Raw genomic sequence first — 17,991 nt, 5'->3', positions numbered from 1 at the left:
CCCCCGTCGCCCCAGGAGGCCCGCCCATGAAACCCGGAGAGGCCCCCCGCCGCGCCGCCATCGCCCTGATGGGCGCCGTGCTCGAGGAGGGCCGGCTGCTGTCGGACGCGCTGCCCCGCACCGTCGAGGGGCTGAGCCCCGGCGACCGCGCCCGCGCGCAACGGCTGGCCGAGGGCGCGCTGCGCTGGCTCGACCGGTCGGACCGCCGGTTGGGTCCGCTGCTGCGCAACCGCCCCGACATCTTTACCCACAACGTGCTGCGGCTGGCCCTTTACGAGCTGATGGTCGACGGCGCCGCCCCGCATGGCGTGGTCGATGCCGCGGTGGGGATCGTGGCCGCCAATGCCGCCACCGCGCGGCGCGGGGGGCTGGTCAACGCGGTCCTGCGCAACGTCCTGCGCGACGGGCAGGCGGCCTGGGACGCGCTGCCCGAACCGCGCCTGCCGAAATGGCTGCGCAAGCCGCTTGTCGCCGATTTCGGCAAGGAGGCCATCGCCGGGATCGAACGGGCGCATGCCGCGGGCGCGCCGCTGGACCTGACCCCCGCCGACGGCGATGCCGCGGCGCTGGCCGAACGGCTGGGCGGGCAGGCGCTGCCCACGGGATCGGTGCGGCTTCCGGGCGCGCCGCAGGTCTCGGCGCTGCCGGGCTATGACGAGGGCGCGTGGTGGGTGCAGGACGCCGCCGCGGCGCTGCCGGTCCGCGCGCTGGCGCCCGAGCGGGGCGAAAGGGTGCTCGACCTCTGTGCCGCGCCGGGGGGCAAGACGCTGCAACTGGCGGCGGCGGGGGCCGAGGTCACCGCGCTGGATATCTCGCAGCGGCGGATGGCGCGGGTGGCCGAGAACCTCGCCCGCTGCGGCCTGACGGCCGAGACCGTGGTCGCCGACGCGCTGGAGCATACCGCCGCGCAGCCCTTCGACGCGGTGCTGCTCGATGCGCCCTGCACGGCGACCGGCACGATCCGGCGCCACCCCGATCTGCCCCATGCCAAGGACGGCGGCGGGTTCCCCGAGCTCTTCGCGCTGCAGGAGCGGCTGATCGACCGCGCTCTGACGCTGGTCCGGCCCGGCGGGCGGGTGGTCTTCTGCACCTGTTCGCTGCTGATCGACGAGGGCGAGGAGCAGGTTCGCGATGCGCTGGGCCGGCACCCGGGGCTGGGGGTCGAGACCGCCGCCCTGGCCCTGCCTGGCGTCGAGCCCGGCTGGATCGGGCCCGAGGGCCTGCGCCTGCGCCCCGACTATTGGGCCGATCGCGGCGGGATGGACGGGTTCTTCATCACCGTCCTGCGCCGCCCCGCCTGATCCCGCGCCCGGCGGTGCCGTGCAGGTCCCTTCGCGCGCCGCCCGCGCCCCGGGCCCGGCGGCGCGTCGTCCGGTGTCCGGGCCCGTACCGGTGCGCCGACGCAGAAGAGGCGGGGTGCTGGCCTGCGATGGCCCGCCCCGTCTGCGATGGCCCGCCCCGTCACCGGGTGCTCCTTCGTCCCGGCTCTCTTGCCCGCCGGTGCTGTCGTTCCCCGGGCCCTTTCCCTCGCGCCTTTTCCCCTGTGCCCGTCCTGCGCCGCGTGTTCGCCATTTGCGCCCCTTGGCGCCGCGGTGCCGAATTCGGGCGATGACATATCGGGGCGTTTGGCCTTATGCTGCCGCGCGATGACCCGCAGGAAGCGAGGCCCCGTCCGCCCGCATGAATGAGCGTGAAAGCTGGAGCGCAAAGCGCAATCGCCTGATGGATCGCTGGCAGGCGCGCCTGGCGCTGCTGGCGCGCACGCCCGGCGGCTTTGTCGCCATGCCCGAACCGATCTCGATCGGGCGCGCGCAGCGCGGCCATGACCTGGCGCGCGGGCAGTTCCTGTTCGCAGGCACCCTGGTCGAGGCGCCCGGGACCGCGCCGTGGGACCTGCCCAGCCCCGGCCCGCGGTTCGATGCGGAACTGCACGCCTTCCTCTGGCTCGACGACCTGGCCGCTGCGACCGGGGCCGCGCCCGCGCAGCGGATGCGCGACTGGACCCATGACTGGGTGCGCCGCTACGGTGGCGGCACCGGCCCGGGGTGGCGCCCCGAGCTGGCGGGGCGGCGGTTGATCCGGTTCCTGCATCATGCCGACACGCTGGGCCGTGCCGCGACGCCCGTGCAGCGCGACCGCCTTGCCCTGGCGCTTGGCCGCCATGTCCGGTTCCTGTCGCGCCGGGGCGCCGCGGCCCCGGCGGGCCTGCCCCGGATCGAGGCGATGACCGCGCTTTTGCTGGCCTCTCTCGCGCTGACCGGGCTGGACCGGCACGTGGCGCAGGCACAGAAATGGCTGGCACGCGACTGCTCCGGGCACCTCGATGGCGCCGGCGGCATCGTCAGCCGCAACCCCGAGGAGCTGTTGGCGATCTTCGCGCACCTGGCATGGGCCGCGGCCGCGCTGGAGGCAGCGGGGCGGCGGCCGGGGCAGGCGCATGGGCAGGCGCTGGCCCGGATCGCCCCGCTGCTGCGCGCGCTGCGGCACGGCGACGGCGGGCTGGCGCGGTTCCACGGGGGTGGCGCGGGGCTGGAGGGGCGGCTGGACCGGGCGCTGGCCTCGGCGGCGCCGTACCTGCGCCGCAACGAGGTGCAGGTGCCCAGCCAGCCCATGGGGTTCGCCCGCCTGTCGCATGGCCGAACCACCCTGATCCTCGATGCCGCGTCGCCGCCGCAGGGGGCAAGTTCGGCCAACGCACATGCCTCGACGCTGGCGTTCGAGCTGACGTCGGGCCGCCGCCCGCTTATCGTCAGCTGCGGCTCGGGCGCCCCCTTCGGCGAGAAATGGCGCCGCGCCGGCCGTGCCACCGCGTCGCATTCGACGCTGGCGATCGAGGGCTATTCCTCGTCCCGGCTGGGGCCCGGTGGGCTGGCCAGCGGCGAGCGGGCCGAGCTTTTGCTGGACGTGCCCCGCGACGTGCGGCTGGAACGGCGGATGTCGGACCGGTCGAGCGGGCTGATCGCCGGGCATGACGGCTATATCGCGACCCACGGCCTGACCCATGTGCGCCAGCTTCACCTTGGCATCGACGGCCGATCGCTGGACGGCGAGGACGTGCTGGCCACCGTCGAACGCGCCGACGAGGCCCGGTTCGACCGCGCCCTGGACGACAGCGGGTACGACGGCATCCCGTTCCGCCTGCGCTTTCACCTGCACCCCGATGTCGAGGCCGAGATGGACGCCGACGGCACCGCGGCGATCCTGACGCTGAAAAGCGGTGAGGTCTGGCGCCTGCGGCATCGCGGGCAGGCGGCGATGACGATCGAGGGCAGCGTTTACCTGCAAGTCGGGCGCCTGGCACCGCGCGCGACAAAACAGGTCGTTCTATCTTCCGCCGCAAGAGAGTATGCGACCCGGGTAAGCTGGTCGCTTGCCAAGGACGACGCCACGCCCGACGTGGTGCGCGACCTGCATCGCGACGACGGGCTCGCCCTGACCGATTTGACATGACCAAGGACCTTTTCATGACCGACCTTTCCCCCGTCCGCCGCGCGCTGATCTCGGTGTCCGACAAAACCGGGCTCGTCGAGCTGGGTCAGGCGCTGGCCGCCCGCGGTGTCGAATTGCTCTCGACCGGCGGGTCGGCGCGCGCCCTGCGCGACGCCGGGCTCGACGTGCGCGACGTGGCGGACGTCACGGGCTTTCCCGAGATGATGGACGGCCGGGTCAAAACGCTGCACCCCGGCGTGCATGGCGGCCTGCTGGCCCTGCGCGACAACCCCGAGCACAGGCGCGCGATGGAAGAGCACGGGATCGGCGGCATCGACCTACTGGTCGTGAACCTCTACCCGTTCGAGGCGACGGTCGCCAAGGGCGCGGCCTACGACGATTGCATCGAGAACATCGACATCGGCGGCCCGGCGATGATCCGCGCGGGCGCCAAGAACCACGGCTTCGTCTCGGTCGTCGTGGATGTCGAGGATTACGACCCGCTTCTGGCCGAGCTCGACGCCAATGACGGCGCCACGACCTACGCCTTCCGCCAGAAGCTGGCGCAGACGGCCTATGCGCGCACCGCCGCCTACGACGCCGCCGTGTCGACTTGGATGGCCGGCGCGCTGGGCGAGGCGCAGCCGCGCCGCCGCGCGGTGGCCGGGACGCTGGCGCTCAGCATGCGCTACGGCGAGAACCCGCATCAGGCGGCGGCCTTCTACACCGACGGCAGCAACCGTCCCGGCGTGGCCACGGCGCAGACGCACCAGGGCAAGCCGCTGTCCTACAACAACATCAACGACACCGACGCCGCCTTCGAGCTGGTCAGCGAATTCCGACCCGAGGACGGACCCGCCTGCGCCATCATCAAGCATGCCAACCCCTGCGGCGTGGCCCGCGGTGCCACGCTGGCCGAGGCCTATGCCAAGGCCTATGACTGCGACCGCGTGTCGGCCTTCGGCGGCATCGTCGCGCTGAACATGCCGCTGGACGCCGAAACGGCCGAAGCGATCACCCAGATCTTCACCGAGGTCGTCATCGCCCCCGGTGCCGACGACGCGGCGCGCGAGGTCTTCGCGAAAAAGCCGAACCTGCGGCTTCTGACGACCGAGGACCTGGCCGATCCGGAAACCCCGGGGCTGATCCTGAAACAGGTCTCGGGCGGGTTCCTGGTGCAGGACAAGGACGTGGGCCATCCCGCCGACCTCAAGGTCGTGACCAAGCGGCAGCCGTCCGAGGAAGAGATGCGCGACCTGATGTTCGCCTGGACCGTGGCGAAGCACGTGAAATCGAACGCGATCATCTATGCCAGGGCCGATGCCACCGTGGGCGTGGGCGCGGGCCAGATGAGCCGGGTCGATTCCACCCGCATCGCCGCGCAGAAGGCCGTGGACATGGCCGGCGCGCTGCAGATGCCCGAGCCGCCGACGCGCGGCTCGGTCGTGGCCTCGGACGCGTTCTTTCCCTTTCCCGACGGGCTTCTGACCGCGGCGGCGGCGGGGGCCACGGCGGTGATCCAGCCGGGTGGGTCGATGCGCGACGACAAGGTGATCGAGGCGGCGGACGAGGCGGGGCTGGCCATGGTCTTCACCGGCATGCGCCATTTCCGGCACTGAGGTCGGCATGAGGCTTCTGTTCCGGACAGCGGCGCTGACCTTCATGATCGACCAGATCACCAAGGTCCTCGTCGTGAATGTCGCCAACCTGCGCTCGGTCGGCACGATCGATGTCCTGCCGCCTTGGCTTTCCTTCCGCATGGCATGGAACCGGGGGGTGAACTTCGGGCTCTTCTCGCATGATGCCGACATCATGCGCTGGGTGCTGGTGGCGCTGGCGCTGGCGATCTCGGGCTGGGTGCTGGTGTGGATGTGGCGCGATCCGCCGGGCCGCTGGGGGCTGATGTCCGCCGGTCTTCTGGTGGGCGGGGCGCTGGGCAACGTGCTCGACCGCATCATCTACGGCGCGGTGGCGGATTTCCTGAACGTCACCTGCTGCGGGATCGAGAACCCCTATGCCTTCAACGTCGCCGATATCGCGATCTTCGTGGGGGCGGGGGGGCTTTTGCTGTTCACCGGCCGCAAGCCGGACAGGAAGAAGACCCCGTGACGCCCCGGTGGCGATCGGATAAGACACCACGGGCAACGGAAACGTCGGAACCCCGACGGGGCAGGAGGGCGCGCATGCGGGCACGGTCAGGCATCATCACGGGCGTTGCGGCGCTGGCGCTGCTTGCGGGCTGCTCGGACGACGACGGGCTGATGAACCTGCGCTCGACCGGGGAGGGACCGGACGAATTCGCGATTCTGCCGCCCAAGGCCCTGCAGGCGCCCGAGGATTTCGCGGCGCTGCCCGCGCCCACGCCGGGTGGCGCCAACCGTGCCGATCCCACCCCCGCCGCCGATGCGGTGGCCGCGCTGGGCGGCGACGGGACGCGGGTCGTGGGTGGCGGCGTGCGCGATTCCGCGCTGGTGGGCCATGCCACGCGCTTCGGCACGGACCCCGGGATCCGGCGCGAACTGGCGCAGGCCGATGCCGAGTTCCGCAGCCGCCGCAACGGCCGCCTGCTTGAGCGGGTCTTCGACGTCAACGTCTACTACGACGCCTATGGTCCGCAGGCGCTGGACCAGTATCGCGAACTCGACCGGTTCCGCGCCGCCGGCGTGCGCACGCCGGCCGCCCCGCCCGAAGGGCTGGAAGAGCAGCAGGACTGAACCCCGCGCGTCGGCGTCGACCGGCCCGCCCCGCCCGACCCTGCCCCGGCCGGATACGCCGCATGTCGCCATGGCCCCGACCTGACGCAGTGCAGGGTCAAGAGTGGCGGCAGGGGATGACGTCCGAGGCCGATCCCCCAGGGTCCTGCGACGGGCCCCGACGACATGTCCCGCCGCCTGTGCGGGGTGGGTGCAGGAGGACGGCGAGGGCCGGTGCGACCGGCCTTCGGGGCCCAGGCATCAGACCGGGTGGAAGGACCCGTCGCGCGGGTCGAGCGCCATAAGCCCACCCTCTGCGATATCGTTCCACAATCCGTGCAGCGACAGATCCCCGCTTTCCACCCGTTCGGCGATGAAGGGGAAGGTCATCAGGTTCTCCAGCGATACCTTCACCGCCTCGAACTCCAGCGCCTGCTGGCGGGTGGCGTCGTCGCCCTCGGGCAGGCGGGCGAAGCCCGGCCGCAGGATGTCCATCCAGCGGCCGACAAAGCTGGTCTTTTCGTCCAGTTCGGGCGCGTGGCCGGAACACATGTGATAGCAGCCCTGCACCCCGCCGCAGCGCGAATGCCCCAGCACGATCAGGTGCGCGACCTTGAGCGATGTCACCGCGAATTCGACCGCGGCCGAGGTGCCGTGATGGTCGCCGTCGGGTTCGTAGGGCGGGACGAGGTTGGCGATGTTGCGGTGGATGAAGAATTCGCCCTGCTCGGCGCCGAAGATCGAGGTGACGTGCACCCGGCTGTCGCAGCACGAGATCACCATGGCGCGCGGGCGCTGGCCTTCGTCGGCCAGCCGGCGATACCACGAGCGGTTCTCGGCAAAACTGGTCGCGCGCCAGCCGTGGTAGCGCTGCACGAGATAGGCGGGGAGGGGGCGGATATGATCCATGATGCGTTCCTCGGGTTCGTGAGCGTTGGCGGGTAAATACTGCAAATTGCGCGAAATGCGAGGCTCTTCCGGGCGCGGGACAAGGTTTTGTTCAGCTTGATATGTCATGTCTCGGGCGAGCAGAAGGATCGATAGACCATGTCCCAGACCGCCCCCATCCGGCTTCGTCCGGTCGAACCCGTCTCGGTCGATCCCGACCGGCTGGCCCAGTTCCTGTCCTGCACGGATGGTGGCGATGCGCGCCGCTGGGCGCGGCAGGCGATGTGCGGGATCCTCGACGATCTTGCCGATACGATGGCCTTTGCCGAGGCTGCCTTTCAGGCGGGACGCTTCGCGCGGCTGGCGCAGGTCAGCGAAGAGATCGGGGCTATCTGCACGCCGCTGGGGCTCGACCTGCCCGCGCTGGTGGCGGCACGGGTGGCGATGCTGTCCTCGCGTCACGACACCCCGGCGCTCGCCGCGAACCTCGACCGGCTGGGGCGGCTGGTACGCGGCGTGTCCGAGGCCCTGCCGCGCACCGCCGTCGCGCGCGGCTGAACGGCAGGCCACGGCGCGTTCCCGTACGGAGCGCGACACTTGGCCGGTCCTCCAGGCCGTGTCGGTCGGGTCGGTTCCGCCAGAAAGCCCGGTCGGCATTTTCGGTCAGAGCTCTTGGCCGTGCCCCGGCCCATCGGAGACGCGAAGCTTCGGGCCAAGAGGGTAGGCCGCGGCGTCCTGCCCGGGCGGCGCGGTGAGATGACGCCAGGCGCCGCCACGGCTCACGGTCCGCCACGAATCCTGCCATCTGCTTTCGACATCCGGCGGCTCTGTGCTGGTTCTCCGCGGCCGCTCGCCGGAGGTCACGGGTTTTTGCCGGCCGGGCTTGCCGGTGGGCGCACGAGGCGTAGGATCGCGCCCGACCGTTCCGCATATCGAAAGCCCCCAGCCGCATGACCCTGACCTTTGCCGCCCCGTCCGACGCCGCGCGCCCGCTTCACCTTGTCGCACCCGAGGATCTCGACGCGTTTCTGGGCGGGCTCGATGCCGCCGCCCGTGCCTTTGTCACCGCCACCGGGTTTGCGGCCAAGCCCGGGCAGGTTGCGCTGATCCCGGGCGAGGACGGGCCCGCCGCGGCCGTCGCCGGGCTGGGCAGCCCCGAGGCCCGGCGCCGCGAACGCTTTGTCCTCGCCCGGGTGCGCGCGGCGCTGCCCGCCGGCGACTGGGAGATTGCGGAGGAGATGCCCGAAGAGGCGCGCGACGAGGCCGCCCTTGGCTGGCTGCTCGAAGGCTACCGCTTTGACCGTTACGCCGCCCAGACCGCCCCGGGGGCGCAGCTGGTCGCGCCCCGGGGCTGCGATGCCGCGCGGATCGAGGCGATCGCCGCGGGCGAGGCGCTGACCCGCGACCTGATCAACACGCCCGCCTGCGACATGGGGCCCGACGCGCTGCAGGCGGCGGTCGAATCGCTGGCGCAGGAATTCGGCGCCGGCACCACCACGGTTCTGGGCGACGATCTGCTGACCGAGGGCTTTCCCATGATCCACGCCGTGGGCCGCGCCGCCGCGACCCAGCCGCGCCTGGTCGAGATGCGCTGGGGCGACGCAGGGCCGTTGCTGACGCTGGTCGGCAAGGGCGTGTGTTTCGACACCGGCGGCCTGAACCTCAAACCCGGAAGCTCGATGGCTCTGATGAAAAAGGACATGGGCGGCGCAGCCACCGTGCTGGGGCTGGCCCGCACGATCATGGCGCTGAAGCTGCCGTTGCGCCTGCGGGTGCTGATCCCGGCGGTCGAGAATGCGGTGTCGGGCGGGGCGTTCCGGCCCGGCGACATCCTGACCTCGCGCAAGGGTTTGACCGTCGAGATCAACAACACCGATGCCGAGGGGCGGCTGGTGCTGGCCGACGCGCTGGCCCTCGCCGCCGAGGAAGAGAGCGCGCTGACCGTGTCGATGGCGACGCTGACGGGGGCCGCGCGGGTCGCGGTGGGCCCCGACCTCGCCCCCTTCTACACCGGTGACGACACCTTGGCCGGCGTGCTGTCCGAGGCGGGCACGCGGGCGGCCGACCCGGTGTGGCGCATGCCGTTCTGGGACCCGTACGAGACGATGCTGGAGCCCGGGATCGCCGATCTGGACAACGCGCCCAAGGGCGGCTTTGCCGGATCGATCACCGCGGCGCTGTTCCTGCGACGCTTCGCGCCCGAATCGTACCTGCATTTCGACATCTACGGCTGGCAGCCGACCGCGGCCCCCGGCCGGCCCAAGGGCGGCGTGGGGCAGGGGGCACGGGCGCTTCTGCAGGCCCTGCCGCGGGCGCTGGGACTGTGAGCGACCGGCGCCTGACCCCGGCCAATGGCCGCGTTGCCGCGTTGCGCCTGCGCGGGCAGGTCGCGGCCGCCAGCTTTGTCGCGGGCGTCGCGGCGGCAGTGGCGCGGCCCCAGGCCTTTCTGCACGCCGCGCCCCACGGCCCGCGCGACCGCGAGCTGATCTTCGGCGATGCGGTCACGGTGTACGAACGGCGCGGGGGGTGGGCCTTTGTCGAGTCTGCGAAGGACGGCTATTGCGGCTACGTGGCCGAGGCGGCGCTGGGGGCGCCGGTCGACGCGGACCATGCGGTGGCGGTCCGGCAGACCCATCTCTACCCCGCGCCCGACCTCAAGCGCCCGCCGCTTCTGGCGCTGCCCTACGGCGCGCGCCTGCGGCGGGTGACCGAGGGCAAGACGACCGGAGCCACGGGGGCGACGGGTGGCGGGGCCGCGGGCTGGGTCGCGGTGGCGGCGGGGGGCTGGCGCGGCATGGTGCCCGAATCCCATCTGCGCCCGCTTGTCACGCCCGCGCCGGACCGGGTGGCCGAGGCCGAGCGGTTTCTCGGCACGCCCTACCTCTGGGCCGGGAATACCGGCTGGGGCATCGATTGCTCGGGGCTGGTTCAGGTCTCGGCCCTTGCGGCGGGGCTGGCCTGCCCGGGCGACAGCGATCTGCAGGAGCAGGTGGTGGGCACGGCACTGGCTCCGGACGCCGCTCCGCGGCGGGGCGATCTGGTGTTCTGGAAGGGGCATGTTGCGATCATGGCCGACGATACCCGGCTGCTGCACGCCAATGCCCACGCGATGGCCGTGGCCTACGAGGGGTATGCGGACGCCTGCGCGCGCATCTCGGCTCAGGGCGGGGGCGAGGTCACCACGCGCCGCAGGGTCTGAACCCGCAACGACCGTGCCGCAGAGACGTGCCGCGGCCGGGCCCGGCCCTGCGCCGGTTCGCGCGGTCAGGTCGCGCCGGGTCTGATTGGGCTTGCCCGCAGCAAGGGGCCGGTCAGTCGATGGCGCGGATCAGCTTGCGTTCCAGCACCCGCAGCACCGTTTTCAGGTCGTGCCCGCGCTTGAGGATCTGGCCGTCCATGGCGATCACCGCGTAAAGCCCCTGCCGCTGGCGCAGCTTGGGACGCTTCTCGATCCGGTAGAGCGGATGTTCCGCGGTGCGCCGGAATACCGAGAACACGGCGACGTCGCGCAGGAACGACATGCCGTAGTCGCGCCATTCGCCGGCGGCGACCATGCGTCCGTAGAGCGCAAGGATCACGCCCAGCTCGGACCGGTCGAAGGTCACGCGCTCAGGCTCCGGCGCGCCGGGCTGAAAGGGGGGAAGGCCTTGCACCGTCATCCCCGAAAGGTGGCGCGGGGGAAACCCGAAATCAACCCTGTCCGAAAAATGCCGCAGAAGCATCGCGCCCCGGCCCCGGCCTTTTCCGCCCGCAGCCATGATGACATGGCATCAAGGAGACCTCAGCGAAGATCGCTGGTCCCGGTGCCGCGGGCGTAACAGCCCCCACCCTGTCCGCGGCGCCGGGACGTGGATCTTCCTCGGTCCCCGGGTCAGAGGCCGAAGCCGAGATCGCCGGTCGCCGACCCCCCTGGCGCCCCCCCCTGGCGCGGCCCCGGGCGTTCCGCCGGAGGCGGGGTCAGGCAAAGCTGCCCTGGCAGAACCAACCCGGCGACATCGACCCGCCATGCGCGAAATAGAGCCACAGCCTGTCGCCCGAGGCGCAGGTGACGCGCCAGTAGTCCCGCACCCCCGACCGCCAGGCCGGATCGTCCAGCCACCATTCGGGCGCGATGCGTTCCGGCCCCGTCACCGCCACGGGGGTGAAATCGCGCTGCCGCCAGCGAAACCGGCCCGGCAGGCGGGGCAGGGCCGGAGCGTGCACCGGCTCGGGCGGCCACAGCAGCAGCGGCCGTGCCACCGGCGGGGCGGGCCACGGGCCCGGCGCGGGATCGGACCATGCCGCGGCCAGCGTCAGCGCGCCCTTTTCGGGGATGTGGCTGTTGGCGGGGTGACAGCGGGTCACCGCCTCGGGCCCGATGCGGGCGCCGAGCCGGCCGATCAGGTCCGCCATCGCATGCGGAGGGGCGGCCAGTTGTGCGTGGGTGTCCGCCGCGGCGTCAAGGTGGCCGCGATGCTGGCGCGCCGAAAGGGGCTCGGTCACCAGCGCCTCGAGCCGGATCATGTCGATGCCGAAGCCCGCGTCGATCCGGTCCAGCCTGATCGCCAGCAACGGGCGGATGCTGTCGGGGTCCTGCCCGGGGCGGGCCAGCCCGATCTCGGCCTCCTGCCGGCCACCGTCGGCACGCTGGCAGTCCAGCCGGATCCGCCGGGCGCCCAGCCCATGCGCCTTGAGCTTGGCGCAGAGCGCGGGCAGCAGCCGGTCGATGGCGGCCAGCAGGTCGGATTCCAGCCCGATGGGGTCGGGCAGGGTCAGCCGCACGGCAAAGCTGACGGGTGCGGCGGCGGGGGCCACGGGTTCGGGGTCGACCCCCATCGCCTGGTCCAGCCGCCGCAGCAATGGCCGCCCGAAGCGGCGGGCCAGCGCGGCGCGCGGCTGCCCCGCCAGTTCGGAGACCCGGCGCAGGCCCAGCCGCGACAATTCGGCCACCATCTCGGGGTCGAGCCGCAGCGCCGCGAGCGGCAGGGGCGCCAGCGCGGTGCGGGTCTGTCCCGGCGGGGCGATGCGCGGAAGGGTGGCATCGGGGCCGTCGGGAACGGTGGTGGCCTGCGGCGCGGTGCCGCCGCGTTCCCAGTGCCGCCGCTTGGCGGCGCGCGACCGGGTGGCGGGGGCCTCCTGGTCGATGGCGTCGCCGGACCGGGGCGACCCGCTCTCGCGCCCGGCATAGCGGGCCAGCGCCCAGGCCCCGCCCAGCGTGTCGGCGATGCCGGTCTGCACGCTCAGGCCCAGGTCGATGCACTCCTGCGCGATCTGCCGGGTCAGCGCCACCTCGCCCCCGAAGAGATGCGCGCAGCCGGTCAGGTCGATGACCAGCGAATCGGGCGGCTCTTCGGCGACCCAGGGCGAAAACCGGCCCGCCCAGCGGCGCAGCGCTGCGAGAAACGCCGCCTCGCCCCGCGGGTCCCGCGCACGGGTGACCAGCGCCGGGCACATCGCCTGCGCATCGCGCAGGGGCTGGCCACGGCGCAGCCCCGCCGCCTCGGCCGCGGCGGAGAGGCTGGAGAGGGTCTGCGTGTTTCCCGTCTCGGCGGCGATGGCAAAGGGGGCGTCGGCCCAGAAGGGCTCGGCCCGCAAAAGCCGTTCGGCGCCGAGGCGGGGAAACCACAGCGAAAGGATGCGTCGTTGGGGCATGTCCCGGGGCAGCTCCGGAATATGTTCCTGTTTCGCTCGATCATGCCAGACACCACGGGGCGGAGTCGAGTCCCCTTTGCGCCTGGCGACGCGGGGGAAGCGGCGCGCCCGGATCAGGGCCGAAGGGCGTGGCATAAACCAGCTTAACTTGGCCGCTAATTTCCCGCGCAGCGGGAACATTTGACCGCGTCCGGGCCTCATCGCCAAAGGCAACCGGCAGCGGAGGGCCGCCACATGCACAATGAGACCCATCCCGAACGGCATCGGACCAAAGGCTCCAGCCACCAGAATGCGCTCTGGCTGGCGCTGGGCGTGGGCGCCGTCGCGGGGGCCGCGGGCTATGCCTATTACCAGCAGGCGACGCGCAACAAGGTCGCGCATCGCCCGCCCGACAGCGCCCCGGGGCGCACGGCGAAGACCGGCCGCTTTGGCGACTATGCCGTGGCCAGCCGCACCGTCACCATCGCCCGGCCAAGGCAGGAGCTTTACGAGTTCTGGCGCGACTTCGCCAACCTGCCGAAATTCATGGAGAACGTGCGCGACATCTCGGTCGCGGGCGACATCACCGACTGGACCGTCGCGGGCCCGTTCCGCGACCTGCGCCTGCAGACCCGCATCGTCGAGGATCGTCCCGGCCAGCAGATCGCATGGCGCGCCACCGATGCCAGCGAGATCGACACCGAGGGCAAGGTCAGCTTTCGCGATGCGCCCGCCGGGCGCGGCACCGAGGTCGAGGCGATCATCGCCTACATCCCGCCCGCGGGCGAACTGGGGCGGCTTGTGGCCAAGCTGTTCCAGGCCGAACCGCAGATGCAGGGCCGGCGCGAGCTCAAGCGTTTCAAGATGCTGATGGAGACGGGCGAGATCGCCACCAACCACAACCATAAATCGGCCTGAGGAGGGCTAACCCATGCGCGCACTCACATGGCAGGGCAAGCACGACGTCCGGGTCGAGACGGTTCCAGACCCCGAGATCATCAACCCCCGCGACGCCATCCTCGAGGTGACCTCGACCGCGATCTGCGGATCGGACCTCCATCTCTATGACGGGGTGATCCCCGGCATGATGTCGGGCGATATCCTCGGGCATGAATTCATGGGCCGCGTCGTCGAGACGGGGCCAGAGTCGACGTTGCAGAAGGGGCAGCGGGTGGTGGTGCCCTTCACCATTTCCTGCGGCAAATGCTTTCACTGCATGAAGCAGCAGTTTTCGGCTTGCGACAACTCGAACCCCGCGGACAAGCAGGACCTGACCGAGCCGCTTTATGGACATGCCCTGTCGGCGCTCTTTGGCTATTCGCACCTTACGGGCGGCTATCCGGGCGGGCAGGCGGAATACGTCCGGGTGCCCTTTTCCGACGTGGGGCCCATCGTGATCCCCGACGGGCTGGACGACGACCAGGTGCTGTTTCTGTCCGACATCCTGCCGACCGGATGGCAGGGCGCGGTGAATGCCGACATCGAAGAGGGCGACACGGTCGCCGTCTGGGGCTGCGGTCCGGTCGGACTTTTCGCCGTGCAGTCGGCGCTTTTGATGGGCGCGGGCAAGGTCATCGCCATCGACGAGTATCCCAACCGCCTGGCGCTGGCGAAAAAACTCGGGGCCGAGGTCATCGATTTCAAGCAGACCCACGTGCTGGAAGCGCTGATGGAGATGTCGGGCGGCATCGGTCCCGATGCGGTGATCGACGCGGTGGGCATGGAAAGCCACGGCTTCGCCCCCGACACGGTGATGGACAACATCAAGCAGAACGTCGGCATGGGCGCAGACAGCGCGCATGCCCTGCGCGAGGCGATCCTGGCCTGCCGCAAGGGCGGGCGTGTGTCGATCCCCGGCGTCTACGGCGGGTTCGTCGACAAGTGGCCGCTGGGTGCGATGATGGAAAAGGGGCTGCAGCTGCGCGGGGGCCAGACCCACGTGCAGAAGTACCTCAAGGAGCTGCTGCACCGGATCGGCGAAGGCGAGATCGACACGACCTTCCTGATCTCGCACCGCCTGCCGCTGGAGGACGCTGCGCGCGGCTACCAGAACTTCCGCTACAATCAGGACGACTGGACCAAGGTCGTGCTCAAGCCCGGAACGGAGTCGAACTGATGGCGGGGCAGGAGCAGGTGAAACCCTTCGCCGTGATCACCGGCGCCTCGACCGGGATCGGGCTGGAACTGGCGGAATGCGCGGCGGAAGACGGCTGCGATCTGCTGATCTGTGCCGACGAGGACGCGATCGAAACCGCCGCCGCGACGCTGCGCCAGACCGGCGCGACCGTCGAGACGGTGAAGGCCGACCTGGCGACCGAGCACGGGGTCGCGGCGTTGTTCGACGCCATCGGCGGGCGTCGGATCGACTTTTTCTGCGCCAATGCCGGGCGGGGACTGGGCGATGCCTTCCTCGACCAGGACCTCGACGAGATCGAGAAGGTCATTCACCTCAACGTCACGGGCACCACGGCCTGCCTGCACCGGGCGGTGCACAAGATGCGGCCGCAGGGCACGGGGCGGATCCTGATCACGGGCTCTGTCGCGGGCAACATTCCCGGCAGTTTCCAGGCGGTCTACAACGCGTCGAAGGCCTATCTCGATACCCTCTCCTGGGGCATCCGGTCCGAGCTGGAGGGCAGCGGCGTCACCGTCACCTGCCTGATGCCCGGCCCGACCGAGACCGAGTTCTTCGACCGGGCCCACATGCAGGACACGCCGGTGGGCAAGGACGACGGCAAGGACGACGCGGCGATGGTCGCGCGGACGGGCTGGAAGGCGATGAAGAAGGGATCTTCCGGCGTGACCGCGGGCTTCATGAACAAGGTGCAGACGCAGCTTTCGGGGATCGTGCCCGACAGCATCCTGGCCCGCATGCACCGCAACATGGCCGAACCGGAGGGCAGATCATGAGCCGCGCGAAACCCGGAGAGGGGAAGCTGGCCGTCGTCACCGGCGGCTCGACAGGCATCGGCTACCAGCTGGCGCGCCGCGCGGTCGAGGATGGCTATGCCCTGATCATCTGCGCCGACGAGGCGAAGGTGAAACAGGCGGCCGAGAAGCTGCGGCGCCTCGGCGGAGAGGTCGAGACGATGCAGGTCGACCTGTCTTCGCGCGACGGCGTCATTGCCTTCTGGCACAAGATCGAGGGGCGGCAGATCGACCTCTTCTTCGCCAACGCGGGCCGTGCACTGGGCCAGGCGTTCCACGAACAGGCGTGGAGCGACGTCAAGCGGTTGGTCGACCTGAACATCCTGCAGACCACAACTCTTCTGCACAAGGTCGGGCGCAAGATGGCGGCGCGGGGCGAAGGGCGGATCCTCGTCACCGGGTCGATCGGCGGCTTCGTCCCGGGGCCCTACGACGCGGTCTACGATGCGACGAAGGCGTATCTCGATTCGCTCAGCTACGCGCTGCAGGACGAATGGCGGGACAACGGCGTGACCTTGACCTGCGTCATGCCGGGACCGACCGAGACGCCGATTTTTCAGCGCGAGGGCAACAAGTTGCAGGACGCGCCGATCGCGCAGTCCGAAAGCAAGGACGATCCGGTGATGGTGGCGCGCGCGGGGTATGACGCGCTGATGGCGGGCGAACGGGGCGTGGTGCCGGGCTTTACCGCCCGGGTGATCGCGATGCTGTCCCGCGTCGCGCCGCAAAGCCTGCTGGCCGAGATCCACCGCCGCGGCGCAGAGCCGGAATAGGGCACCCGCCGCTCACCGGACCGATGCGGGCCCGGTGAGCAGTCGGTCGGGTCCGCTAGCCGCAGTAGACCTCGGTGATCCTGCCGGCGTCGTTGACGCGGATATTCAGCCGATCTTCGCGGTAGTCCATCGTGACCATCGTGTCGGGATGGATGATCCGCGCGCCGAGGTCGGCCGGCAGCGAGGCCGCGGCCAGTGGTGCGCCGACCAGCGACTGGTAGCCCGCGGCGCCGCAGGCGTCACTCGCAGGCGGGCCGACGTTCGGGTCCTCGATCGGATCGCAGGCCGCGGCGACAAGCATCAGCGCCCCGGTGCAGAAGAGTATGGAACGTTTCATCGGAAGCCTCCTTGGATCCGTCACAACACCTAGCATTGCTTGGATCGGTTGCAATCTGCCCCCGGCTTGGGCACTGCTTTGACGAAGGATCCAAACACGGAGAGAGCCCATGAGAACCCGCGCAGCCGTCGCCACCGAAGCCGGTAAGCCGCTTGAGGTCATGGACGTGAACCTCGAAGGCCCCCGCGCGGGCGAGGTTCTGGTCGAGATCAAGGCCACCGGCATCTGCCACACCGACGAATTCACCCGCTCGGGTGCCGACCCCGAGGGGCTGTTCCCCGCCATCCTCGGGCACGAGGGCGCCGGTGTGGTGATGGAGGTCGGCGAAGGCGTCACCAGCGTGAAGCCCGGCGACCACGTGATCCCGCTTTACACGCCTGAGTGCCGCGAATGCCCGTCGTGCCTGAGCCAGAAGACCAACCTCTGCACCTCGATCCGCTCGACCCAGGGCCAGGGCCTGATGCCAGACGGGACGTCGCGGTTCACCACGCTCGATGGCGATCCGCTGTTTCACTACATGGGCTGCTCGACCTTCGCCAACCACACCGTGCTGCCCGAGATCGCGCTGGCCAAGGTGCGTGAAGACGCGCCCTTCGACAAGATCTGCTACATCGGCTGCGGCGTGACCACGGGCGTCGGCGCCGTGATCCACACCGCGCAGGTCGAGGCCGGCGCCACCGCCGTCGTCTTCGGCCTGGGCGGGATCGGCCTGAACGTGATCCAGGGCCTGCGCCTGGCGGGCGCCGACATGATCATCGGCGTCGACCTGAACAACGACAAGAAGGAATGGGGCGAACGCTTCGGGATGACCCACTTCGTCAATCCCAAGGAGATCGGCGAGGACATCGTGCCCTACCTCGTCAACCTGACCAAGCGCCGGGGCGACATGATCGGCGGCGCCGACTATACCTTCGACTGCACCGGGAACGTCACCGTGATGCGGCAGGCGCTGGAATGCGCGCACCGCGGCTGGGGCCAGTCTGTCGTGATCGGCGTTGCGCCCGCGGGGGCCGAGATCTCGACCCGGCCGTTCCAGCTGGTCACCGGTCGCGTCTGGAAGGGCTCGGCCTTCGGCGGCGCCCGTGGCCGGACCGACGTGCCGAAGATCGTCGACTGGTACATGGACGGCAAGATCGAGATCGACCCGATGATCACGCATCACCTGAAGCTCGATGAGATCAACAAGGGCTTCGACCTGATGCACGCAGGCGAATCGATCCGCTCGGTCGTCCTTTACTGATCCGCGCCACGGCGCGACGGCAGGGCCCGCCTCCGGAACACGGGGGCGGGCCTTTTTCGTGGCCGTGTCCGCGCGTCAGGGCCATTCCCCCGG

General features: G+C 70.7%; 17 protein-coding genes. 13 read left to right on the top strand and 4 right to left on the bottom strand.

Annotated features, from left to right (window positions below; all coding sequences use genetic code 11):
- The first annotated feature begins 26 nt into the window (after window positions 1-26).
- The 5 genes from EKE94_RS09905 to EKE94_RS09885 all read left to right on the top strand — a co-directional run bounded on the left by EKE94_RS09905 (window position 27) and on the right by EKE94_RS09885 (window position 6,143).
- Window positions 27-1,301: an RsmB/NOP family class I SAM-dependent RNA methyltransferase gene (locus EKE94_RS09905; protein WP_127906455.1), complete on the top strand. Its 1,275-nt coding sequence runs from the start codon at window positions 27-29 to the stop codon at window positions 1,299-1,301.
- Between the two features lie 379 nt (window positions 1,302-1,680).
- The gene (locus EKE94_RS09900; protein ID WP_127906454.1) at window positions 1,681-3,450 is read left to right on the top strand and encodes a heparinase II/III family protein; all 1,770 of its coding nucleotides are present in this window, start codon (window positions 1,681-1,683) and stop codon (window positions 3,448-3,450) included.
- A gap of 14 nt (window positions 3,451-3,464) precedes the next feature.
- Window positions 3,465-5,048 carry a bifunctional phosphoribosylaminoimidazolecarboxamide formyltransferase/IMP cyclohydrolase gene (gene purH / locus EKE94_RS09895; protein ID WP_127906453.1) on the top strand — a complete coding sequence of 528 codons (1,584 nt, stop codon included), beginning with the start codon at window positions 3,465-3,467 and terminating at the stop codon, window positions 5,046-5,048.
- A 7-nt stretch (window positions 5,049-5,055) separates the two neighbouring features.
- Window positions 5,056-5,538, top strand: a complete 483-nt coding sequence (gene lspA / locus EKE94_RS09890) for a signal peptidase II (RefSeq protein WP_127906452.1) — start codon at window positions 5,056-5,058, stop codon at window positions 5,536-5,538.
- A 74-nt stretch (window positions 5,539-5,612) separates the two neighbouring features.
- Complete coding sequence (locus tag EKE94_RS09885; protein ID WP_127906451.1) at window positions 5,613-6,143, top strand: DUF3035 domain-containing protein; 531 nt, start codon at window positions 5,613-5,615, stop codon at window positions 6,141-6,143.
- 240 nt (window positions 6,144-6,383) lie between these two features.
- On the opposite strand, the gene EKE94_RS09880 is transcribed toward EKE94_RS09885, so the two are convergent.
- Entirely contained in the window at window positions 6,384-7,031 is a 648-nt protein-coding gene (locus EKE94_RS09880) for a carbonic anhydrase (RefSeq protein WP_127906450.1), read from the bottom strand.
- A gap of 138 nt (window positions 7,032-7,169) precedes the next feature.
- On the opposite strand from EKE94_RS09880, the gene EKE94_RS09875 reads away from it, so the two are divergent.
- The 3 genes from EKE94_RS09875 to EKE94_RS09865 all read left to right on the top strand — a co-directional run bounded on the left by EKE94_RS09875 (window position 7,170) and on the right by EKE94_RS09865 (window position 10,209).
- On the top strand, window positions 7,170-7,568 hold the full coding sequence (locus EKE94_RS09875; protein ID WP_127906449.1) for a hypothetical protein: 399 nt from the start codon (window positions 7,170-7,172) through the stop codon (window positions 7,566-7,568).
- A 392-nt stretch (window positions 7,569-7,960) separates the two neighbouring features.
- Window positions 7,961-9,337, top strand: coding sequence for a leucyl aminopeptidase family protein (locus EKE94_RS09870; protein ID WP_127906448.1), 1,377 nt, complete (start codon window positions 7,961-7,963; stop codon window positions 9,335-9,337).
- The gene (locus EKE94_RS09865; protein WP_127906447.1) at window positions 9,334-10,209 is read left to right on the top strand and encodes a C40 family peptidase; all 876 of its coding nucleotides are present in this window, start codon (window positions 9,334-9,336) and stop codon (window positions 10,207-10,209) included. Before EKE94_RS09870 ends, EKE94_RS09865 begins: the two co-directional genes overlap by 4 nt.
- Before the next feature lie 112 nt (window positions 10,210-10,321).
- Here the strand turns inward: EKE94_RS09865 and EKE94_RS09860 are convergent, their stop codons facing one another.
- Window positions 10,322-10,669 carry a DUF2794 domain-containing protein gene (locus tag EKE94_RS09860; protein WP_127906883.1) on the bottom strand — a complete coding sequence of 116 codons (348 nt, stop codon included), beginning with the start codon at window positions 10,667-10,669 and terminating at the stop codon, window positions 10,322-10,324.
- Window positions 10,670-10,967: 298 nt separating this feature from the next.
- A complete protein-coding gene (locus EKE94_RS09855; RefSeq protein WP_127906446.1) occupies window positions 10,968-12,641 on the bottom strand; it encodes a Y-family DNA polymerase in 1,674 nt (557 codons plus the stop codon).
- 234 nt (window positions 12,642-12,875) lie between these two features.
- On the opposite strand from EKE94_RS09855, the gene EKE94_RS09850 reads away from it, so the two are divergent.
- From EKE94_RS09850 to EKE94_RS09835, 4 genes are read left to right on the top strand one after another with little or no spacing between them, the layout of a single operon-like run.
- The gene (locus EKE94_RS09850) at window positions 12,876-13,538 is read left to right on the top strand and encodes an SRPBCC family protein (RefSeq protein ID WP_127906445.1); all 663 of its coding nucleotides are present in this window, start codon (window positions 12,876-12,878) and stop codon (window positions 13,536-13,538) included.
- Window positions 13,539-13,551: 13 nt separating this feature from the next.
- Window positions 13,552-14,736 (top strand): zinc-dependent alcohol dehydrogenase, encoded by a 1,185-nt coding sequence (locus EKE94_RS09845; protein ID WP_127906444.1) that lies wholly within the window; start codon window positions 13,552-13,554, stop codon window positions 14,734-14,736.
- Window positions 14,736-15,530, top strand: coding sequence for an SDR family NAD(P)-dependent oxidoreductase (locus EKE94_RS09840; RefSeq protein ID WP_127906443.1), 795 nt, complete (start codon window positions 14,736-14,738; stop codon window positions 15,528-15,530). Before EKE94_RS09845 ends, EKE94_RS09840 begins: the two co-directional genes overlap by 1 nt.
- Window positions 15,527-16,321: an SDR family NAD(P)-dependent oxidoreductase gene (locus tag EKE94_RS09835; RefSeq protein WP_127906442.1), complete on the top strand. Its 795-nt coding sequence runs from the start codon at window positions 15,527-15,529 to the stop codon at window positions 16,319-16,321. The genes EKE94_RS09840 and EKE94_RS09835 overlap by 4 nt, the downstream gene beginning before the upstream one ends.
- Before the next feature lie 55 nt (window positions 16,322-16,376).
- On the opposite strand, the gene EKE94_RS18655 is transcribed toward EKE94_RS09835, so the two are convergent.
- Entirely contained in the window at window positions 16,377-16,658 is a 282-nt protein-coding gene (locus EKE94_RS18655) for an I78 family peptidase inhibitor (protein ID WP_164870881.1), read from the bottom strand.
- Between the two features lie 109 nt (window positions 16,659-16,767).
- Here EKE94_RS18655 and EKE94_RS09825 point away from each other — a divergent pair, with 109 nt between their 5' ends.
- Window positions 16,768-17,898, top strand: a complete 1,131-nt coding sequence (locus tag EKE94_RS09825; RefSeq protein ID WP_127906440.1) for an S-(hydroxymethyl)glutathione dehydrogenase/class III alcohol dehydrogenase — start codon at window positions 16,768-16,770, stop codon at window positions 17,896-17,898.
- Window positions 17,899-17,991: the final 93 nt, after the last annotated feature.

The organism is Mesobaculum littorinae, assembly GCF_004011175.1.
Taxonomy (GTDB): domain Bacteria; phylum Pseudomonadota; class Alphaproteobacteria; order Rhodobacterales; family Rhodobacteraceae; genus Tranquillimonas; species Tranquillimonas littorinae.
The sequence above is the reverse complement of the archived record's forward strand: the minus strand, read 5'-3'. Positions and strand labels throughout refer to the sequence as shown.

Excerpts from the sequence above, each read along its gene's own strand:
- EKE94_RS09905 (WP_127906455.1), top strand. The coding sequence starts at position 27 with ATGAAACCCGGAGAGGCCCCCCGCCGCGCCGCCATCGCCCTGATGGGC.
- EKE94_RS09900 (WP_127906454.1), top strand. The coding sequence starts at position 1,681 with ATGAATGAGCGTGAAAGCTGGAGCGCAAAGCGCAATCGCCTGATGGAT.
- purH (WP_127906453.1), top strand. The coding sequence starts at position 3,465 with ATGACCGACCTTTCCCCCGTCCGCCGCGCGCTGATCTCGGTGTCCGAC.
- lspA (WP_127906452.1), top strand. The coding sequence starts at position 5,056 with ATGAGGCTTCTGTTCCGGACAGCGGCGCTGACCTTCATGATCGACCAG.
- EKE94_RS09885 (WP_127906451.1), top strand. The coding sequence starts at position 5,613 with ATGCGGGCACGGTCAGGCATCATCACGGGCGTTGCGGCGCTGGCGCTG.
- EKE94_RS09880 (WP_127906450.1), bottom strand. The coding sequence starts at position 7,031 with ATGGATCATATCCGCCCCCTCCCCGCCTATCTCGTGCAGCGCTACCAC.
- EKE94_RS09875 (WP_127906449.1), top strand. The coding sequence starts at position 7,170 with ATGTCCCAGACCGCCCCCATCCGGCTTCGTCCGGTCGAACCCGTCTCG.
- EKE94_RS09870 (WP_127906448.1), top strand. The coding sequence starts at position 7,961 with ATGACCCTGACCTTTGCCGCCCCGTCCGACGCCGCGCGCCCGCTTCAC.
- EKE94_RS09860 (WP_127906883.1), bottom strand. The coding sequence starts at position 10,669 with ATGACGGTGCAAGGCCTTCCCCCCTTTCAGCCCGGCGCGCCGGAGCCT.
- EKE94_RS09855 (WP_127906446.1), bottom strand. The coding sequence starts at position 12,641 with ATGCCCCAACGACGCATCCTTTCGCTGTGGTTTCCCCGCCTCGGCGCC.
- EKE94_RS09850 (WP_127906445.1), top strand. The coding sequence starts at position 12,876 with ATGCACAATGAGACCCATCCCGAACGGCATCGGACCAAAGGCTCCAGC.
- EKE94_RS09845 (WP_127906444.1), top strand. The coding sequence starts at position 13,552 with ATGCGCGCACTCACATGGCAGGGCAAGCACGACGTCCGGGTCGAGACG.
- EKE94_RS09840 (WP_127906443.1), top strand. The coding sequence starts at position 14,736 with ATGGCGGGGCAGGAGCAGGTGAAACCCTTCGCCGTGATCACCGGCGCC.
- EKE94_RS09835 (WP_127906442.1), top strand. The coding sequence starts at position 15,527 with ATGAGCCGCGCGAAACCCGGAGAGGGGAAGCTGGCCGTCGTCACCGGC.
- EKE94_RS18655 (WP_164870881.1), bottom strand. The coding sequence starts at position 16,658 with ATGAAACGTTCCATACTCTTCTGCACCGGGGCGCTGATGCTTGTCGCC.
- EKE94_RS09825 (WP_127906440.1), top strand. The coding sequence starts at position 16,768 with ATGAGAACCCGCGCAGCCGTCGCCACCGAAGCCGGTAAGCCGCTTGAG.